At 36.2% G+C, this 17,690-nt stretch carries 19 protein-coding genes and 2 pseudogenes; 12 read left to right on the top strand and 9 right to left on the bottom strand.

Annotation, left to right across the window (positions count from 1 at the left end; translation table 11 throughout):
* Positions 1-4: 4 nt before the first annotated feature.
* The 5 genes and pseudogenes from AVJ19_RS00975 (at position 5) to AVJ19_RS00995 (ending at position 3,558) form a co-directional block, all read left to right on the top strand.
* Positions 5-399: pseudogene (locus AVJ19_RS00975) on the top strand (septum formation initiator family protein).
* Positions 371-1,093 carry a 2-C-methyl-D-erythritol 4-phosphate cytidylyltransferase gene (ispD, locus tag AVJ19_RS00980; RefSeq protein ID WP_111857970.1) on the top strand — a complete coding sequence of 241 codons (723 nt, stop codon included), beginning with the start codon at positions 371-373 and terminating at the stop codon, positions 1,091-1,093. Before AVJ19_RS00975 ends, ispD begins: the two are co-directional and overlap by 29 nt.
* A gap of 86 nt (positions 1,094-1,179) precedes the next feature.
* A complete protein-coding gene (rodA, locus tag AVJ19_RS00985) occupies positions 1,180-2,316 on the top strand; it encodes a rod shape-determining protein RodA (RefSeq protein ID WP_111857971.1) in 1,137 nt (378 codons plus the stop codon).
* 114 nt (positions 2,317-2,430) lie between these two features.
* Positions 2,431-2,913 (top strand): hypothetical protein, encoded by a 483-nt coding sequence (locus tag AVJ19_RS00990; RefSeq protein WP_111857972.1) that lies wholly within the window; start codon positions 2,431-2,433, stop codon positions 2,911-2,913.
* 21 nt (positions 2,914-2,934) lie between these two features.
* The gene (locus AVJ19_RS00995; RefSeq protein WP_111857973.1) at positions 2,935-3,558 is read left to right on the top strand and encodes a protein DA1; all 624 of its coding nucleotides are present in this window, start codon (positions 2,935-2,937) and stop codon (positions 3,556-3,558) included.
* 3 nt (positions 3,559-3,561) lie between these two features.
* Here AVJ19_RS00995 and ygaH read toward each other — a convergent pair whose 3' ends face one another.
* Positions 3,562-3,903, bottom strand: coding sequence for an L-valine transporter subunit YgaH (ygaH, locus tag AVJ19_RS01000; protein WP_111857974.1), 342 nt, complete (start codon positions 3,901-3,903; stop codon positions 3,562-3,564).
* A 1-nt stretch (position 3,904) separates the two neighbouring features.
* A complete protein-coding gene (locus tag AVJ19_RS01005) occupies positions 3,905-4,636 on the bottom strand; it encodes an AzlC family ABC transporter permease (RefSeq protein ID WP_171334137.1) in 732 nt (243 codons plus the stop codon).
* A gap of 125 nt (positions 4,637-4,761) precedes the next feature.
* Here AVJ19_RS01005 and AVJ19_RS01010 point away from each other — a divergent pair.
* Positions 4,762-5,237 (top strand): annotated as a pseudogene (locus AVJ19_RS01010) (hypothetical protein).
* A 59-nt stretch (positions 5,238-5,296) separates the two neighbouring features.
* Here AVJ19_RS01010 and AVJ19_RS01015 read toward each other — a convergent pair.
* Together AVJ19_RS01015 and AVJ19_RS01020 are read right to left on the bottom strand one after the other, a co-directional pair.
* Entirely contained in the window at positions 5,297-5,920 is a 624-nt protein-coding gene (locus AVJ19_RS01015; protein ID WP_111857976.1) for an aminotransferase, read from the bottom strand.
* Positions 5,921-6,026: 106 nt separating this feature from the next.
* Positions 6,027-6,674 carry a hypothetical protein gene (locus AVJ19_RS01020; RefSeq protein WP_111857977.1) on the bottom strand — a complete coding sequence of 216 codons (648 nt, stop codon included), beginning with the start codon at positions 6,672-6,674 and terminating at the stop codon, positions 6,027-6,029.
* Between the two features lie 114 nt (positions 6,675-6,788).
* Here AVJ19_RS01020 and AVJ19_RS01025 point away from each other — a divergent pair, with 114 nt between their 5' ends.
* Positions 6,789-8,102, top strand: a complete 1,314-nt coding sequence (locus AVJ19_RS01025) for a hypothetical protein (protein ID WP_111857978.1) — start codon at positions 6,789-6,791, stop codon at positions 8,100-8,102.
* Between the two features lie 90 nt (positions 8,103-8,192).
* Here the strand turns inward: AVJ19_RS01025 and AVJ19_RS01030 are convergent, their stop codons facing one another.
* Positions 8,193-9,863 (bottom strand): FMN-binding glutamate synthase family protein, encoded by a 1,671-nt coding sequence (locus AVJ19_RS01030; protein ID WP_111857979.1) that lies wholly within the window; start codon positions 9,861-9,863, stop codon positions 8,193-8,195.
* A 317-nt stretch (positions 9,864-10,180) separates the two neighbouring features.
* Between AVJ19_RS01030 and AVJ19_RS01035 the strand changes: the two genes are divergently transcribed.
* On the top strand, positions 10,181-10,399 hold the full coding sequence (locus tag AVJ19_RS01035; protein ID WP_111857980.1) for a hypothetical protein: 219 nt from the start codon (positions 10,181-10,183) through the stop codon (positions 10,397-10,399).
* A 74-nt stretch (positions 10,400-10,473) separates the two neighbouring features.
* Here the strand turns inward: AVJ19_RS01035 and AVJ19_RS01040 are convergent, their stop codons facing one another.
* The 4 genes from AVJ19_RS01040 to AVJ19_RS01055 form a co-directional block, all read right to left on the bottom strand.
* Positions 10,474-11,637 carry a cupin domain-containing protein gene (locus AVJ19_RS01040; protein ID WP_111857981.1) on the bottom strand — a complete coding sequence of 388 codons (1,164 nt, stop codon included), beginning with the start codon at positions 11,635-11,637 and terminating at the stop codon, positions 10,474-10,476.
* An 83-nt stretch (positions 11,638-11,720) separates the two neighbouring features.
* The gene (locus tag AVJ19_RS01045; protein ID WP_111857982.1) at positions 11,721-12,527 is read right to left on the bottom strand and encodes a GIY-YIG nuclease family protein; all 807 of its coding nucleotides are present in this window, start codon (positions 12,525-12,527) and stop codon (positions 11,721-11,723) included.
* Between the two features lie 40 nt (positions 12,528-12,567).
* The gene (locus tag AVJ19_RS01050; protein WP_111857983.1) at positions 12,568-13,176 is read right to left on the bottom strand and encodes a Maf family protein; all 609 of its coding nucleotides are present in this window, start codon (positions 13,174-13,176) and stop codon (positions 12,568-12,570) included.
* Between the two features lie 5 nt (positions 13,177-13,181).
* Complete coding sequence (locus AVJ19_RS01055) at positions 13,182-13,565, bottom strand: DUF2237 family protein (protein ID WP_111857984.1); 384 nt, start codon at positions 13,563-13,565, stop codon at positions 13,182-13,184.
* 138 nt (positions 13,566-13,703) lie between these two features.
* Here AVJ19_RS01055 and AVJ19_RS01060 point away from each other — a divergent pair, with 138 nt between their 5' ends.
* From AVJ19_RS01060 to AVJ19_RS01075, 4 genes are all read left to right on the top strand, one after another.
* Positions 13,704-14,891: a phosphoglycerate kinase gene (locus tag AVJ19_RS01060; protein ID WP_111857985.1), complete on the top strand. Its 1,188-nt coding sequence runs from the start codon at positions 13,704-13,706 to the stop codon at positions 14,889-14,891.
* A 152-nt stretch (positions 14,892-15,043) separates the two neighbouring features.
* Complete coding sequence (locus AVJ19_RS01065; protein ID WP_111857986.1) at positions 15,044-15,325, top strand: hypothetical protein; 282 nt, start codon at positions 15,044-15,046, stop codon at positions 15,323-15,325.
* A 132-nt stretch (positions 15,326-15,457) separates the two neighbouring features.
* Positions 15,458-16,495: a class II fructose-bisphosphate aldolase gene (gene fba, locus AVJ19_RS01070; RefSeq protein ID WP_111857987.1), complete on the top strand. Its 1,038-nt coding sequence runs from the start codon at positions 15,458-15,460 to the stop codon at positions 16,493-16,495.
* Positions 16,496-16,746: 251 nt separating this feature from the next.
* On the top strand, positions 16,747-17,598 hold the full coding sequence (locus tag AVJ19_RS01075) for a DMT family transporter (RefSeq protein WP_111857988.1): 852 nt from the start codon (positions 16,747-16,749) through the stop codon (positions 17,596-17,598).
* The last annotated feature ends 92 nt before the right edge of the window (positions 17,599-17,690 follow it).

Below are 17,690 nucleotides of genomic sequence, written 5' to 3' on the forward strand. Positions count from 1 at the left end.
CACTATGCCAGAAGTCCTCAAATCAACTTCAAGTAAAATTATCCTTGTTATTGCATTGATAATCATTGTAATACTGCAATACCGCTATTGGTTCGGTGAGGGTGGATACTACCCACACCAAGCACTGTTACAGCAAATTCAACAACAAACTGAAGTCAATAATGAGTTAAAAGAGCGTAACCGTATTTTAGCAGCGGAAGTGTATGACTTAAAAAATGGTGCTGAAGCCATTGAAGAGCATGCACGCCTTGACCTTGCTTGATCAAGCCACATGAAACATTTGTGCAAATGAGCACGATCAGTACGCATTATAAACCGATTTATATCGACCCAAATGCAGATGTAGACGACAGAACCAATGAAGATGAAGATGCAGATTCAATCCCTCAACAACCGTAAAATTTGGGCAATTGTACCTGCTGCGGGGTCTGGCAGTCGGTTTTCAAAAACAGAATTAAAACAATATCAACGCATTCAAGATCAAACTGTTTTAGAACACACAGTGAACCGTCTTAACCAATTGCCCTTGGCAGGCTGTGTCTTAGCCATTGGTGAACAGGATGATTTTGCACATCAGCTCAACTTTGAAAATGCTGAAAATATTCATTTTTGTTTGGGTGGTGCAGAGCGAGTTCATTCTGTTCTAAATGCATTAATTTATTTAAGTGATCTTGCAGAACCTAATGATATTATCCTTGTACATGATGCAGCACGACCTTGTGTGACGGTCGAATGTTTATATGATTTGGTCAATACTGTGAGTAAAGTTGCGACCAGTGCGATTTTGGCAATACCTGTACGAGATACTTTAAAACGTGTTGTACATCAGCAATCAATTCAACAGACAGTCAGTCGTGAACAGTTGTGGCAAGCACAAACTCCACAAGCTTCAAGCCTAATCAAGCTTAAAACTGCCATTGAAACTGCATTAAAGAATGACATTGTCATTACAGATGAAGCCAGTGCTTTAGAGTTTATGGGAGAAATTGTACAGGTTGTACAGGGGCGCTCTGATAATCTGAAAATTACTTATCCTGATGATCTAGAGTTGGCACGTCTGATTTTAAATGCTCAGCATGGCAAAACTGCTTAAATACAGGAGAAATATATAGCGAAGGCTGTATTCTTAGCTATTTCTCTTTATAATTTTGTTTCCCCGTTTTTGTTGTAGAAAATAATATGCCACCAAATGAGCAATATCGCTTTCTCCGGCAATCTTTAAGAGATGGTCGTAGTTTTAATGAAAGTACATCAAGATGGGATAAATTACATTTAGATCCGTGGTTATTAGCCTTTTTGGTTATTAATGCCATTTTAGGCTTGTTAATGGTCTATAGTGCATCGGATCAAGATGTTGGAATGTTAGCACGTCAAGGTGTGAGCTTTGTTGTTGGTTTTATTCTGCTGTTCCTTTGTGCGCAAGTACCTCCAAAAGTCTATCAAGCCATTAGTCCATGGTTTTATGGTATTGCTATTTTATTGCTAATTTTGGTGTTAGTGGTGGGAGATGTGCGACTTGGGGCAAAGCGTTGGTTGACTATACCCGGCATTGGAAGTATGCAGCCCAGTGAATTTACCAAGTTTGCAATGCCATTGATGATGGCATGGTATTTTTCTCGACAGCCCTTACCACCTAAATTTAGGCATGTGATTGGGGCTTTAATTTTAATGGTGGTGCCATTCGGTTTAGCACTATTACAACCTGATTTGGCGATTGGGATCGTGATTGGTGGTGTTTTTGCTTTATTTTTAAGTGGAATGTCATGGACGTTGATCTTGGGTGCGATTGCCGCAGCAGGGATGGCATTACCTTTGGTTTGGATGTTTGTTTTACAAGCCTATCAAAAGAAACGGATTTTAACTTTATTTGATCCTGAATCTGATGCTTTGGGTGCAGGTTGGAATATTATTCAATCTAAAATTGCCATTGGTTCAGGTGGGTTTACAGGTAAAGGGTATTTAGGTGGTACACAGTCGCAACTAGGTTATCTACCCGAACATCATACCGATTTTATCATGTCGACTTATGCTGAAGAATTTGGTTTTATTGGGGTTTTCTTATTATTTGTGTTGTATGCAGCGATCATTTTCCGTTGCATGATGATTAGCCTAAATTGTTTTCATAATTATGGTCGAATTTTGGCAGGAACAATAGGTTTATCTTTATTCTTCTTTGTCTTTGTTAACTCAGGTATGGTTAGTGGCATTTTACCTGTAACAGGTGATCCTTTACCTTTAATGAGTTATGGGGGAACGGCGGTCATTACATTGTTAGCGAGCTTTGGCATTGTGATGTCGATTCATACTCATCGATAATTTAATAAGAGGGATATTTCACAGAATATCCCTATTTTTTTGTAAAAATAAACTTAAAATATTGCATATTCACTATAAGTATTCATTTTATAAAATAGAGAGGAAATAACCATCATGCGCCACTTTTTATTCATAAGTACGTTTTTAAGTAGTTTACTTTTTAGTTCTGCATATGCAATTCCAACGCAAGCTGATCAAATGCAAACAGAAACATCGGCTGTAAGCCAAAATCATCAAGCTGATTTTGATTTATTTATTGGTTTGATGGAACAAGTCGATATGCAAAAAATGACCATGATGTCAGAAGAAGGTGAGGATACAGCATCAGCGGAACAGAAAGCACAAGTTGCTGAGGTGATTGAAAATTTAAAAGCTTTAGGTAAATCTTTAGATCAAGCTCAATTTACAACACCTGAAGGGAAAAAAGTTCAAGCTGCTTTTATTGCCTATAATAATGATTCAATTTATTTGTTAAAAAATCAAGCACAATGGGAAAATGATGAAAAACAAAAAGAAAAATTGGTCATGCATTCTATGCAGTTAAATCAAAACTTAATAGAAGCTTTGCAAGACTTAAAAACTCGTGCAGGACAATAATGATTTACTGAAGTCGTATTTATGTGGCTAAATTTAAAAACCTTATATCCTTGTTATTATTGTCATCATCAGCACTTTAAACAAGATATTTCAAGTTATGCTGATGGTCGCATGTTATGTAAAGATTGTGTCAGGCATATTATTGTGACGACAGAAAATTTAAATATTGTGGCGCAATGGGTATTACAACAAATCGATAATCTGGGCTTTAAATTTACACGAGGCTATACCCATGTCAGCCTGATTAGTAAAGAGAAAATGAAAGATTTAGGCTTTGATCATGCTGAAGGTTTAGCAATGAATACAGTCAGCAGTAATTTATTTTTTAAAGATCAACATACTCATGCACAGATTAATGTAATTTATGGTATGCCCACAGCAAATCTAGTTTGGGTGCTGAGTCATGAGATCGGGCATGTTTTGGTTTCACAACAGCAATATAAATTTAACTCTATGGCAGAGGAAGAAGGCTTTTGTCAGCTTATTGCTTTATTGGTGAGTCAAAAATCACAGAATCCGTTGATGCCTAGAGTGTTACATAAAGAGCTGAATAGCCCTGATCCAATTTATGGAGAGGAGCTAAGAAAAGCCTATGCGAAATATCAACAACAAGGCTTTTCGCAGTATTTTAAATATTTCATTTAAATTTTAAAGTGGCAGATAAGTATAGACCAAACCGTAAGATACGGCTGCTACCAAGGTCGCTAAGACGATTTTTTTGAATTTAAAATAAATTCCAATCAGCACTAAAAAGCCGATGAGCATCGCAAAGCTTTTATTTGGCGTTTCAATCAAAGGTGGCAATGTAGCAACGACCAGCATGGAACTAATCGCTGCAATGCCAATGCTACCCAAAGCAATTTTTAACCATGTTGCACCACGTGCTTGCTGATTTTTTTGGTTCTTTTGAATGACGAATAATGGACCAAAACGGGATGCAAAATTGGCAATTCCGACAATAATCCCGACTAAAATAATTTCTAGATCCATATTATTCTCCTGAATTACTGATTACGATGTCATCATGCTGTTTTAATACATAATATTTGAATATTCCTGCGAATATTCCTGCAAGTATGCCAATGAAAATTGCAGCAGATAAATTAATCAGATAACATGAAATCGCAGCAACAACCAAAGAAACAGCAACGACAAGGGTATGTTTCTTTTCAAATGCTGCCAATAAGAAACTAAGGAAAAGTGCAGGTAATAAGAAGTCAAGTGCAGCTTGTAGAAACTGTGGTAAATTCGCCACTTGATCAGAAAACAAACCACCTAAAAGAGAACCTAAAGCCCAAGACATCCAGCTGAATAGACTTAAACCCAACATCCACGATTCAGACCATTCTTGGCGTCTTTGCGATAGCTTAATCATGCCAGCAGCAAAGACTTCATCGGTTAAACCCCAAGACCAAATTGCAGTTTTCTTTAAATTTAAGCGATCTTGAATCAAGTTTTGCAGTGCAGGACCATATAAAACATGACGAATATCGAGTGCGATTACAGTCAGTGCTGTCATCCAAATGGATGTACCACTACCAAGCAATGCCACAACCAAAAATTGACTCGCACCTGCATACATTGAACAAGATAGAAATAAAGCTTCCCAAGGTGTGAAGCCAAATTGAGTTGCTGAGACACCAAAAGCAAAAGACACAGGTAAATAGGTAAAAATAATCGCTTGACTATCTTTAGCACCTTGCCAAAAACCCGCAGGTTTGATGGAGGAAGTTGTGTGTTGGGACACGTAACACCTAATTGGGAGTAAAACAAAAGGTAAAATCAAGATTGTGTATTGTACCCGAATTTACTAGCATAGTGCTCAATTGTTTAATTTGGCGATATGCTATGTTTGCGGTGAAATCTCCTTTATTGCTTAAGTCTGGTTTAATACTCGGTGTTTTGCTGTTACAAGGCTGTGATAATTCATCTTCTGAGCCAAAAGAACCCCTTAAACCCGCACCAAAGCTGAGTAATGATGCCACGGCTTATGCTCAAGAAGCATGGAAATTAATCAACGAAATCGAACCATTTGTTTATCGTAAGCAGTTGAATTTAATTGAAGAAAAAGTCAGAAAGCCTGTGCGTAAACTCAGTACAGACTGGCGTATTAATGTCAAAATGACGGATTCAGTGACAGAAGGAAAGTATGCTTTGTGTCGTAAAGCACTGACCAGTTTGGATAGTTTTGCACGAGCAACATTGGAAAAAGATCAAGGATTGAACCAAAAAAATCAGATTACGAACGTGATAAAACACAATGTAAAGATGCAATTGATAATCCGAGTTTAGGTAATACTAAGACATATACCAATTTATTTTAAAATCAATTGATTGATGAATAAAAACACAAAAAATGCGCTGATAGAGCGCATTTTTTAATTCATTTTTTTGGAAGTAAAAGTACAGGGTCTTCGATCATATAACCTGTTTCATACGGTATGCCGAGATATTGTACAGTCACTAAAACTTTATTTTGTTGAGGAATCATAAATTGCTGTGTAATTTTTAATTTTTCCTGATACGCCGTTGCTTGTTGTTGCTGGCTTTTAAAATTTTGATTTTTAACTGTATAAGTATAATGAAATTCGGACTGCTTTTGCTTTGGATCATACCAAGTGGGTACACGTTGCACTGTTTTTTGGTTCACTGCAATATGATATTTCGCATGTGTTGTAGGCAAAGGCTGTAAACGTTTTTTAATTTTCGTGAGTTCTTTTTTAAAGTGAGTATCGTCCTGATCATAATCTACTTTTTGGGTTTTAGGGTTGATATATAAAGAATTAACTTGAATGAGCTTATTGGGATGCGCATTATTTTTAAACTGATAATAATACAGTTGTGGTAGGCGACCACGTCCATCTTCATAATGTTTAAGTAGATATACTTTCTGTTCTTTAGCTTCATAGCCTAAAACTTCAATACTTTGTGGTCCACCAACAGTGGCAAATACAGGCAGAGAAAAACTGAGACAGCTTGTAAATATTAACTTTTGGGTAATGTTCATATTTTTATTCACGTTAAGAGATGAGATACATCGTGTCAAAAAATTGCAAATAGAGCATGAATATTGTGTGCATGTTTTGCGTAAAATAAGGAGCAATTGTAAGTATTTAACGGATTAAAACCGCATCCTCAACGGTATAGCCTGTTTCAAAAGGAATACCAAGATATTGTACGATCACAAGAAAAGTGTTGTGTTGAGGAATATGATAGGCACGAGCAATTCTTAATTCAGCATGATTATAGCTAATACTTTTTTGTACTGAACTTTTTAACTTTTGATATTGGATAATATAATTTTGTGTGTAGCGTTGCACTGGATAATCTTCTAGGATATGTTGCCAAAACTGTCCTGTTTCTATCTTACGTTGTTGTATCTTAACTTGAAAATTTTCTGTGGGAATTGAGTTTAAAGTCTGTAAACGCTTTTGAATATGTTCAATCTTTTCGAGTATGAGTTCAGATGTATCAGTACAATCATTCAGATTTTGTTCTGTCTTTGTTGTCATATAAATGGATTGAACAGGGACTGCTTTATTGGAAGACATTTTACTGTTTAGATTAAAATAGTATAAACGTGGTAATTTGCAAGATTCATCATTAAATTGACGCAAAACATAGATTTTTTTGTCTTTTTGATCATAACCTAGAACATCTATGCTTTCAGGAGCACCCGTAGTGGCTTTGCATTGTAAGGAGATTGAGAAAAGAAACAGTGGAAGCATTAACATTAGGCAAAGTTTTTTTAAATTATTCATTCTTTTTACGTGTTTCCAATAGATAATTTAGACTAAAATAATCTATCACTCTTCACTGTGCCATAAAAATAATGTGAAGAAAAAATAGTTTTAGAATAATGAATTTTACTCACAATGAATTTACAAAATATTAATGTTGTACAAGGTCAGGTTAGCTGTATTAAACATTATCAGCATGGACGATTTGAGCTTCATATTGGTCAAAATGTTTTCTTTGGGCGTTCAATGAATCAGCCCATTATTGCTGTGAATGATAAAGTCCGAATCGTGTTTAATGTGCAAGATAAAGAAGTTTATGCTGCTTTAAATTTATCAAAAAAAATTCTTTTTTTACATCCAAATCTACAAAGGATTAAAAAATTCAGTGTTAAACATTATTTTAGATTAACCTTTCCTATATTTTTATCCATTACTTTAGTTGTAGCTGTAGTCTATGCACTTTATCAATATGCGCTTGATGGTACTATTTATTATATTGATTTACTGCATGGCACGTTGATTATAATGGCACTAACGCTTGTTATTATACTGGCTGGTCTCGGTTTTTATTCGACAGATGGACAATATAATAACAGCAAAAAATTATATAAATTACTAGAAATTCCACCCTTATACCAAGATGCTTTATATGGTTTAGAGTTTAGAAATTCTTATTTTAGGGTAGAGCCTAATCATTTTGATCTTACAGCCTTAATAAAGTTGCAACAACAAATGACAAGCTCTGAAATAGTTGATTATTTGAATAAAAAAACAAAGCATAAAAATAAATTTGGGCTAAATGCTTTTGAAATTGAACGACTTGGCTTGATAGAAATTGAAAGTAATATTTCTGATATTCGACAAACGCTAAAAAGGAAGAATTCCTTTTATACTGATGCATTTATTGAGGTTACTGCTAAATTAAATAATCAACGTGTGTATGGTTATTTTGATGAGTTTTTGTTTAAGCCAAATCAAAAGCTTTATGCCATTATTTCCGAATATGCTGATCAAAAAGGGCATTATATTTGGCTGATCAGTGATTTAGAGAAATATTTAGTTGTAGATGAAGAAATCACTGTCGAGTATGAAAATTTATTGAATAGTTATCTATCTATTTATAAAGAGATATTTGATAAAGAAACACTGACTCAAGATGGTGTGGTAGGAATAATCATCGGTGCAATTTTTATCGCTTTGATCTTATTTGATCTTTTGGGTGTGGTGATGATTGTGATCATTCTCTTTGTTTTTATGATTTTAGGTTTTATGTTATATGCAATCTTTAATTATTTTAGCTCACAGCGACAAATAGACCTATATATTAAAAGTGTGATTCAAAAAAAAGTGATACAGTTTGATTTGAATCGGCTTGGAAATTTTAAGAGTACTTATATTTATAATGAGCGCAGAGGTAAAAACAGTCGTACTGGTTTTAGAATAGATTAAAATGATCTTAAAATGTGGCTTCACTAAAAAATAATTTAATTATTTAGTGAAGCAATTTAGATTAGATTTTCATGATTTCTGATTCAGTGGTTAAAAACTTTCTGCTTTGGCTAAATTCCACATTCTAAAATAAAAGTTTTCTTCATCTTTATTTTCACAAGAAAGCAATTCACCGTCTTTCATCCAAAAATGCAGTTGAGCATAGTTTTTGATTTCACGGTCATTGATGCGCTGTGCCAAATGATGTGCTTTAATTTCAGAGGGATGCTGTAAACCCGCAGCCGCAATCATTTCCGCCAAAGCTTTGAGGGTATTTTGTTGGAAATGGAACACACGTTGCGATTTGTCTCCAACGTCTAAGGCTTTTTGACGCTCTTTATCTTGGGTTGCAACGCCGACAGGGCATTGATTAGTATGACAACTTTGTGCTTGGATACAACCCACTGCAAACATGAAACCACGTGCTGAGTTGACCCAATCGGCACCTATAGCCATAGTACTTGCAATGTCAAAAGCACTGATAATTTTACCACTTGCACCAACTTTTATTTTGTCACGTAAACCAGCACCAATCAAAGTATTGTGAACAAAGAGTAAACCTTCACGTAGTGGTGTTCCCATGTGATCGATCAGTTCAATTGGGGCTGCACCTGTACCACCTTCAGAGCCATCAACAACAATAAAATCAGGCACAATTTTGGTGATCAGCATGGCTTTAACAATGCCCATAAATTGCCACGGTTGACCAATACATAATTTGAAACCAACAGGTTTTCCATTGGATAATTCACGTAATTTTTGAATGAAATGCATCATTTCAATTGGATTGCTAAAAGCTGAATGCGAAGCAGGAGAAACACAGTCTTCATCACGTGAAACGCCACGAATTTGAGCAATTTCTTCACTGATTTTATTTTTTGGTAAGATGCCCCCATGTCCAGGTTTAGCACCTTGTGATAACTTGATTTCAATCATTTTAATCACAGGATTAGCAGCTTGTTGTTGGAACTTTTCAGGATCAAATTTTCCATCTAAAGTTCGACAACCAAAATAGCCACTCCCCAACTCCCAAACGATATCACCACCATTTTCAAGATGATAAGGGCTTAAACTGCCTTCACCTGTATCATGGTAAAATTTGCCGAGTTGCGCCCCTTTGTTTAAGGCACGAATCGCATTGGCACTTAGACTACCAAAACTCATCGCTGAAATATTCATGATAGAAGCACTATAAGGCTGTGAACATTGCTCATTACCAATATTAATGCGGAAAGTTGTATGGTCAGCAGGTGTACGAGGTGCTAAAGAATGTGTGAGGAAGCGATAATCATCTTGGTAAACATTAATAATTGACCCAAAAGGTTTATCCGCATTTTCATTTTTGGCACGTTGATAAACTAGACTTCGTTGAGAGCGTGAAAATGGTAGGGCATCTTCATCGGATTCAATGAAATATTGACGAATTTCTGGGCGAAAACTTTCAAAGAAAAAGCGGAAATGTCCCATAATTGGGTAGTTTCTAAGAATTGCATGCTTACTTTGAAGAATGTCATAAATTCCGACTACACTCAGCGCAATACTAATAACCCATGCGATATTCAGCACAGTATCGGAAAAGAAGTAGTAAATAAAATGGGAATCATGCAAAAAAATCGTCCAAGTCAGATAAATTGCAATGAATAAACACAAGAACCAAACCGAATAACGTGAAAAAAAAGTATTTAAAAATTTACTTCTTATTGCTTGAGCAGGGCTTGCCATAGGAATCATCTGTCCAACTTAATATTATGTTGTTAAGTTGCCAATTTTGTGATGTTTTCTCAAGTGTTAAATTGTTAGCTTTGAGAATGATTTTTAATACAATCAAAGAATCATGTATTTTTATTTAGCTATTATAAAGACAGTGTTTAAGCATTTATGGCTCTTAAATTACTGAACATTTGCTATGAATGATTTTCAAATAAAGTTGTTGTTTTATTTGTAATTTTTTTAAATAGATTTAATGATTTATTTTTTAATATTTTAGGTATAATTTATACAAAGCAATGATTAGAAAATGAATACAAAAAGGAGTCAAAATGTTTGAAGAGTTTTTAGCAAAATTATTAAATCCCAATATCCATTTTTTAGCGATTTATGTGTCAGTGATTGTTGGTATTGCTTATATCGGATTATTATTCCAATTTTTGAAAATAAATCATCTTAAAAAGGAAAATGAGCTATTAAAACAACAGTTGGATCATCCATCTCATTCAAATATTAGTCTAAGGAAAGTTGTGGGTATTACATCAAAATAACAATATAATTGAGTGATAAAATAAAGCCTGATAACAGGCTTTATTTAAGTTTGAGTAATTGTGTTATAAATAAATTATTCTTCGGTTGGTACAAGCATTAAAATAGATTCATTTAAAAGCATTGCCAAATCTTCTAAAATTTCATCATCAGCTAAATCAATATTTAATTCAATGCTTTGACCATCGGCAATTTGCTGTAAAAATGCTGTGAATGGTTCCGAAATACATAAACCTTCACCATTTGCCCAAAATAAAACTTCACCCTCTTGATCTGAATAAAGTAAGCGTGATGCAGGTTCAAGTTGAATGATATAGCCTTGATCTAAAGCTTCTTCTAAATCACCTGTACCGATTTCTTCAGCTTCAGGAATATTTTCAGGATATTTCGAATCTGATACTAAACTCATAATGGCATCATCTAGCACCATTGAGTTTTGCAATTGATCTAAAATTTTTGCTTTTAAATAGGTCAGTTCATTTTCAGTGACTTCCCCTGCACGAGAAACTTGGTCACGGATAATATCAAGCAATGGATTTTTTAAATCTTGATTTTCTGAAAATTTATCACAAATACGATCCATCATGTCAGGGACATTTGGCATGCGGAAACCAAAGGAGTAGGTGAGGCAATCATCTTCTGCAACACCATAATGGGCAAGACCAGGTGGGACATAGAGTAAATCGCCTGGCGCTAGAACCTCATCAAAATGAACATCTATTTCAGGAAGTAATTTAAGTGGTTGACCTGCAACAAATTCAGTTTCAGCATCACACATTTGACCGAGTTGCCAACGGCGATGACCATAGCCTTGAACTAAAAATACATCATAAAAATCAAAATGTTGACCGACTGATCCACCCTGCGGAGCGTAAGAGACCATAATGTCATCACGGCGCCACTGTGGAATGAAAGGAAATTTTTTCCAAAGTTCAGCTAAATCAAAGGAATAATGGTCTACAGCGTGAACAAGTAATGTCCAAAGCTTTGGCATTTTTTGGAAATCACCTTTAATCAATGGTGAATTTTTTACTGACCACTGTGTTGGATCTTTATCTTTTTGTTTGATGAGTCGAGCGGTCGTATTTTCATCTAGCGCAAGTTCCATGACATCATCAGGGACTAAAATATCAGCAATTTCAGAAAGCGCATTACGCACTAAAAGTGGTTTTTTTTGCCAATATTCTGAGAGAAATTGTTCTGCGGTGATTCCGCCTAAAACATCTAAAGGTTGCGACATGAAAATAGCCTAAGCAAATTTGAATCAATATTGGGAGTATTGTCTTATGAGACAATTGCTTAAACAAGTCAAAATTTTGTAAATCAATTACAATTATATCCAAATTGCCTTGTTAATAACTTTTTTTTCCACAAAGATTCCTTGGTAATTACTTCGTCAATAGACTTTGAAGAGGGAATCACTTCAAGAATTGCAAATTTAAAGTGGTTTTTAATGTAAGATTCTCCTTTCGAACCAAAAAGCTCTATCAAATCTTTGTTGTTGCCATGAAAATTATAGACATAATTTATCCATCGTCCCCAAATACCATGCTCTCCATAAGCAGAACCAATGTAATGCATACCTGTTGCAGTATCAGTAATAAGGTATATGCCAAACACACTACTTAAAGCTGCCTTCCAATCGTTTAGCTTATTTTTAACGATAACTTCTATTTCAATAAAGCTATGGTTTATATTTTCAAATCCCTGAAATTTTTCACCGCGATATCTTGTTTCATATATTCCTTTGATTATTGAGTTTTTAAAAATATATTTTGGAAGAAAGACAGTACCTCTTTGGTTATCGCCATTGTACTCTATAATTAATCGTCCAATTAAGTCTTGATATTGTTGAGAATATTCAACTTTATACGCATTTTCTGTTCGTTCTTTTATGTGAAATATTCCACCAAATAAAAAACTGTTACCATTAATTTGAGCGAAACTCACAATATTATTTTTGATAAAACGCTCTTTTTTATTTCCTGGGTATATTTGCCATTTGAGCCATGCATCATCAGATTTAGCTAAGGCATCTAATGGTCTATGTCCATCAGGATTTGTTTTAGCTAGATGAAACCGATACAGACTATCATCATTTAATTCTTTTATTAATGTTTCAAGTAACATTGCAATTAATACTCTTGTTGTAATTTATACTAGACTGAATTTAAGGGAGTTTAATACCCAAATTCCTCAAAATCCCACATAACTGAATCATAGGCATTCCCATTAGTGTGGTTTGATCTTGCCCAATCATCTGTTCAAATAACGATATTCCCAAACTTTCACATTTAAAACTGCCTGCACAATGCAAAGGCTGATCCATTTCGATATAACGTTGAATTTCTTCAAGTGTTAATTCACGAAATTTCACATGATAATGTTCAACCAAGGTGCATTCAAAACCAGAGGTGAGATGTTGCACACTCAGGGCAGTACTAAAATAAACATTCTGACCTGAATTGGCTTGTAACTGACGAACAGCATTTTCCACTGTTAAAGGCTTGCCAATAAACACTTGTGGCGCATGTTCCCGCCAAGCGACTTGATCAGAACCAATCACAATGGCATTGGGGTGATCTTTGGCAATGATTTGTGCTTTTTCAAATGCTAAACGCATTGCCAAATCATCAGCATGTATTTCACCACGAGGAGATTCGTCTATATCAGGTGAAATACAGTGATAATTCAAACCCAAACGATTCATTAAATCTTTTCGGGTTTGACTTGATGAGGCCAAAATAATGTCAGAATATTGTATTTTAAAATCAGTCATAAACTTTAAACTGCATATTCCATAAGTACATCTAAAGGCACATAGGCCAAGACTGCTTGATGACAGGCTTCTGCTTTGACACGGGGTGCTTGACCATCTTGATAAGCCTGTACCCAACGGGTCACACACAAACACCAAAAATCGCCAGGTTGCAAACCAGGGAAGCCATGCTCAGGTAATGGCGTCGTCAGGTCATTGCCCATGCTTTGTGAATAACTGAGAAATTCTGAGGTCATCTCCGCACAAACAGTATGTTGTCCTAAATCTGTGGTTGCGGTATGACAAAAACCATTACGAAAATAACCTGTAATCGGGGAGAAACAACAGCTTGCTAAAGACTCACCAAAAACATTTAAACCATTAATTTTAGGATCAGGATGAAAAGACATAAGCACTTAAATATTTGAAGTTTGACCTATAATAATCAAATCTCAACATTTCTACAGCTTTTCTACAAAAGTCGCTAACCTTTTTTTGTGTAATCATTTAGAATCAACGCGATTTTTAATATCTAAAAAGAGAGCTATATGAATTTTCAGCGTATGACTGACCTTGATTTAACGGGCAAACGTGTTCTTATTCGTGAAGATTTAAACGTACCTGTTAAAAATGGTGTGATTACAAGCGATGCACGTTTACGTGCGGCTTTACCGACAATCAAATTGGCACTTGAAAAAGGTGCTGCGGTGATGGTGTATTCACATTTAGGTCGTCCTGTTGAAGGTGAACCAAAGGCTGAACAATCTCTTGCACCTGTGGCTGCATATTTGACTGAAGCTTTGGGTCAAGAAGTAAAATTATTTACAGATTACTTGGATGGCGTTGAAGTTGCAGCGGGTCAAGTGGTATTGCTTGAAAACTGCCGTTTCAATGCAGGCGAAAAGAAAAATAATCCTGAATTAGCAGCAAAATATGCAGCGCTTTGCGATGTATTTGTCATGGATGCTTTCGGTACTGCACACCGTGCAGAAGCGTCTACTGAAGGTGTTGCGCGTCTAGCGAAAGTTGCTGCGGCAGGTCCTTTACTTGCAGCTGAATTGGATGCTTTGGGGCGCGCGCTTCAAACGCCTGAAAAGCCAATGGTTGCTATTGTTGCAGGTTCAAAAGTATCAACTAAGCTTGATGTTTTAACTTCACTTTCTGATATTTGTGATCAATTGATCGTGGGTGGCGGTATTGCCAATACATTCCTTGCTGCGGCTGGCTTCAATGTCGGTAAATCATTGTGTGAACATGATTTGATTGATACTGCAAAAGCGATTGCAGCGAAAGTTTCAGTGCCACTTCCAACTGACGTTGTTGTTGCTGATGCTTCAGAAATCAACTTTGATGATTTCTTAGGTTCTTTAGCAGCAGCGAAAGCAGTTGTGAAAAAAGTTGCAGACGTTGCTGACAACGATATGATTTTAGATGTCGGTCCTGAAACAGCAAAAGCATTTGCTGAGATCTTAAAAACATCGAAAACGATTCTTTGGAATGGTCCAGTAGGTGTGTTTGAAGTGGATCAATTCGGCGAAGGCACCAAAGCATTGTCATTGGCAATTGCTGAATCAGCAGGTTTCTCGATCGCAGGTGGTGGTGATACTTTAGCTGCAATTGATAAATATGAAGTTGCTGACAAAATCGGCTATATCTCTACAGGTGGTGGTGCATTCCTTGAATTTGTTGAAGGTAAAACACTTCCTGCAGTTGCTGTATTACTTGAACGTGCATAATCACTTATTTAAAGCACATTTATGACGTTTTAATGAAAGGCTGACATCTGTTCAGCCTTTTGTTATTTTTGAAGTTATTTTTTGAGTAATAAAATTGAAATATTTCTGCAATAAACTAACGCTAAAGCAAATCACCAACACTGGAAAATGTGATGAAATTTAATTTAGCTCTTGTTGCACTTTTAATCGCGCCTTTAGCACTGACTGCATGTTCAAAACAAGAAAAAGCACCTGCTGCTGAACAAGGCGCTGCATCTGCTGCCGTAACCACAGAGACTGCATCTGAAACAGTAACAGCAGAACAACAAGCAGCAATTGATGCACTTGATCAGCCTGTATTAGATGAAAAAAATACAGATGTGCCTGCTGAAAAAGCCAATGCACCTGCGGATGCTGCAACTCCTGCCACTGAAGGAGAGGCTGCTGCTCACTAAACATTTAAAGTTTTGTAGTAGTTTGTTTAAAAGTCCCTGCAAATGCAGGGATTTTTTATGAAATAGTCAAGATTGTTGCTGAATTGAAACACATGACAGGGTAGAATATGCGGCATTACCTGGGAGGATATTATGGCTCTTATTTCATTGCGCCAGCTCTTGGATCATGCCGGTGAACACAATTACGGCGTTCCAGCGTTTAACGTAAACAACTTAGAACAAATGCGCGCAATCATGTTAGCCGCAGATGAAACAAATTCACCTGTGATTGTGCAAGCATCAGCAGGCGCACGTAAATATGCAGGCGCTCCATTCTTACGCCATCTTATTTTAGCTGCAATTGAAGAATGGCCACATATTCCAGTGGTAATGCATCAAGATCATGGTACAGATCCTGATGTGTGTCAGCGTTCTATCCAGTTGGGCTTCTCATCAGTGATGATGGACGGTTCATTAGGTGCAGACGGTAAAACACCAACAACTTATGAATATAACGTAGACGTAACTCGTCGTACAGTTCAAATGGCGCATGCGTGTGGTGTGTCTGTTGAAGGCGAGATTGGTTGTTTGGGTAGCCTTGAAACAGGTATGGCAGGCGAAGAAGATGGCGTAGGTGCTGAAGGCGTTCTTGATCATTCTCAACTACTTACATCGGTTGAAGAAGCAACTCAATTTGTAAAAGATACCAATGTTGATGCACTTGCAATTGCTGTAGGTACTTCACACGGTGCGTACAAATTCACTCGTCCACCTACAGGCGATATTTTGGCAATTGACCGCATTAAAGAAATCCATGCGGCACTTCCAAATACACACCTTGTAATGCATGGTTCAAGCTCAGTTCCACAAGAATGGCTTGCGATCATTAACCAATATGGTGGCGACATCAAAGAAACTTATGGTGTTCCTGTTGAGCAATTGGTTGAAGCAATTAAACACGGTGTACGTAAAATCAACATCGATACAGATCTACGTTTAGCGTCTACAGGTGCAATGCGCCGTATGATGGCTGAACAACCAAGCGAATTTGATCCACGTAAATTCTTCGCGAAAACTGTAGATGCAATGAAACAAATCTGTGTAGATCGTTATACACAATTTGGTACAGCAGGTAATGCTGATAAGATTCGTCCAATTTCTTTAGAGAAAATGGTAGATCGTTATAAGTAATTTGATTTAATTATTTATAAATTGAATGATTTGTAAAAGAAAGCCCACATTATTGTGTAATGCAAGTTAGTTAGGGGTTCTTTGAATCCTCCCCAACACTCCTTTTTCAAAGGAGGGAGTTTCCCTCTTTATAAAGAGGGGTTAGGGGAGATTTCTAGATTTGCATCCTGTTATTTTGACTAATTCGTATCGCAATTTATTGTGGGCTTTTTATTGCTCGTGAAATATTGAATTGAAATAAGAAGATCGTCATGGAACTGATTTTTTCAGCAGCACTATGTAGTGTGTTGGTCTCGATTCTGTTGAAATTTGCCAAACAAAAAGGTTTTGATGCACTGCAAATGATTGCGTGGAATTATGCCATTGCCAGTGTGTTGAGCTATCTATGGTTTAAGCCTGATTTGGCCCATATTTCCATTGCTCAAACGCCGTGGTGGTTGATTGCTGTATTGGGAGTGGTGTTACCCAGTATATTTTTATGTCTTGCCAAATCATTACACACAGCAGGGATTTTAAAAACTGAAATTGCACAACGTTTATCTGTGGTTTTGTCTTTATTCGCAGCCTATTTTTTCTTTCAAGAACAATTTAATAGCCTAAAAGTTGTTGGCGTTGTACTTGGAATTGTGGCTGTTTTATGTCTGGTTTTCTCAAAATCTGCATCAGATCCGTCAACCATCAATAAACAGGGTATATTTCATTTGCTCAGTGTATGGATCGGTTATGCCGCAGTCGATATTTTATTAAAATACACAACAAGTTTGGGTTTACAATTTGCTGTGACGTTAAACCTGATGTTTATCTGTGCATTTGTCTGCTCGGTGCTGTATTTATTGATCAGAAAAGTACAATGGCACAGCAAAAATATCTGGGGTGGGGCAGTTTTGGGTGTTTTAAATTTTGCCAATATTGCACTGTATGTCAAAGCGCATATGTTATTGAAAGATTCGCCTGCGATTGTGTTTGCGGGAATGAATATTCTTGTGGTGTTGTTTGGTGTGATTGCCGGTTTATTGATTTTTAAAGAAAAATTAAAAGGCATGACCGTGTTAGGTTTAGTTTTAGGTCTGGCAGGTGTGGTGTGTTTAGCATTGGCAATCTGAGTGTTTAGGGGAAAGTTTGAATGAAGTATTTAGTTGCACTAACATTATGCTTATCTAGTTTTAATATTTTTACAGTGATTCTATAGTTATAG

Source organism: Acinetobacter sp. CFCC 10889 (genome assembly GCF_003268395.1).
Classification (GTDB): Bacteria; Pseudomonadota; Gammaproteobacteria; order Pseudomonadales; family Moraxellaceae; genus Acinetobacter.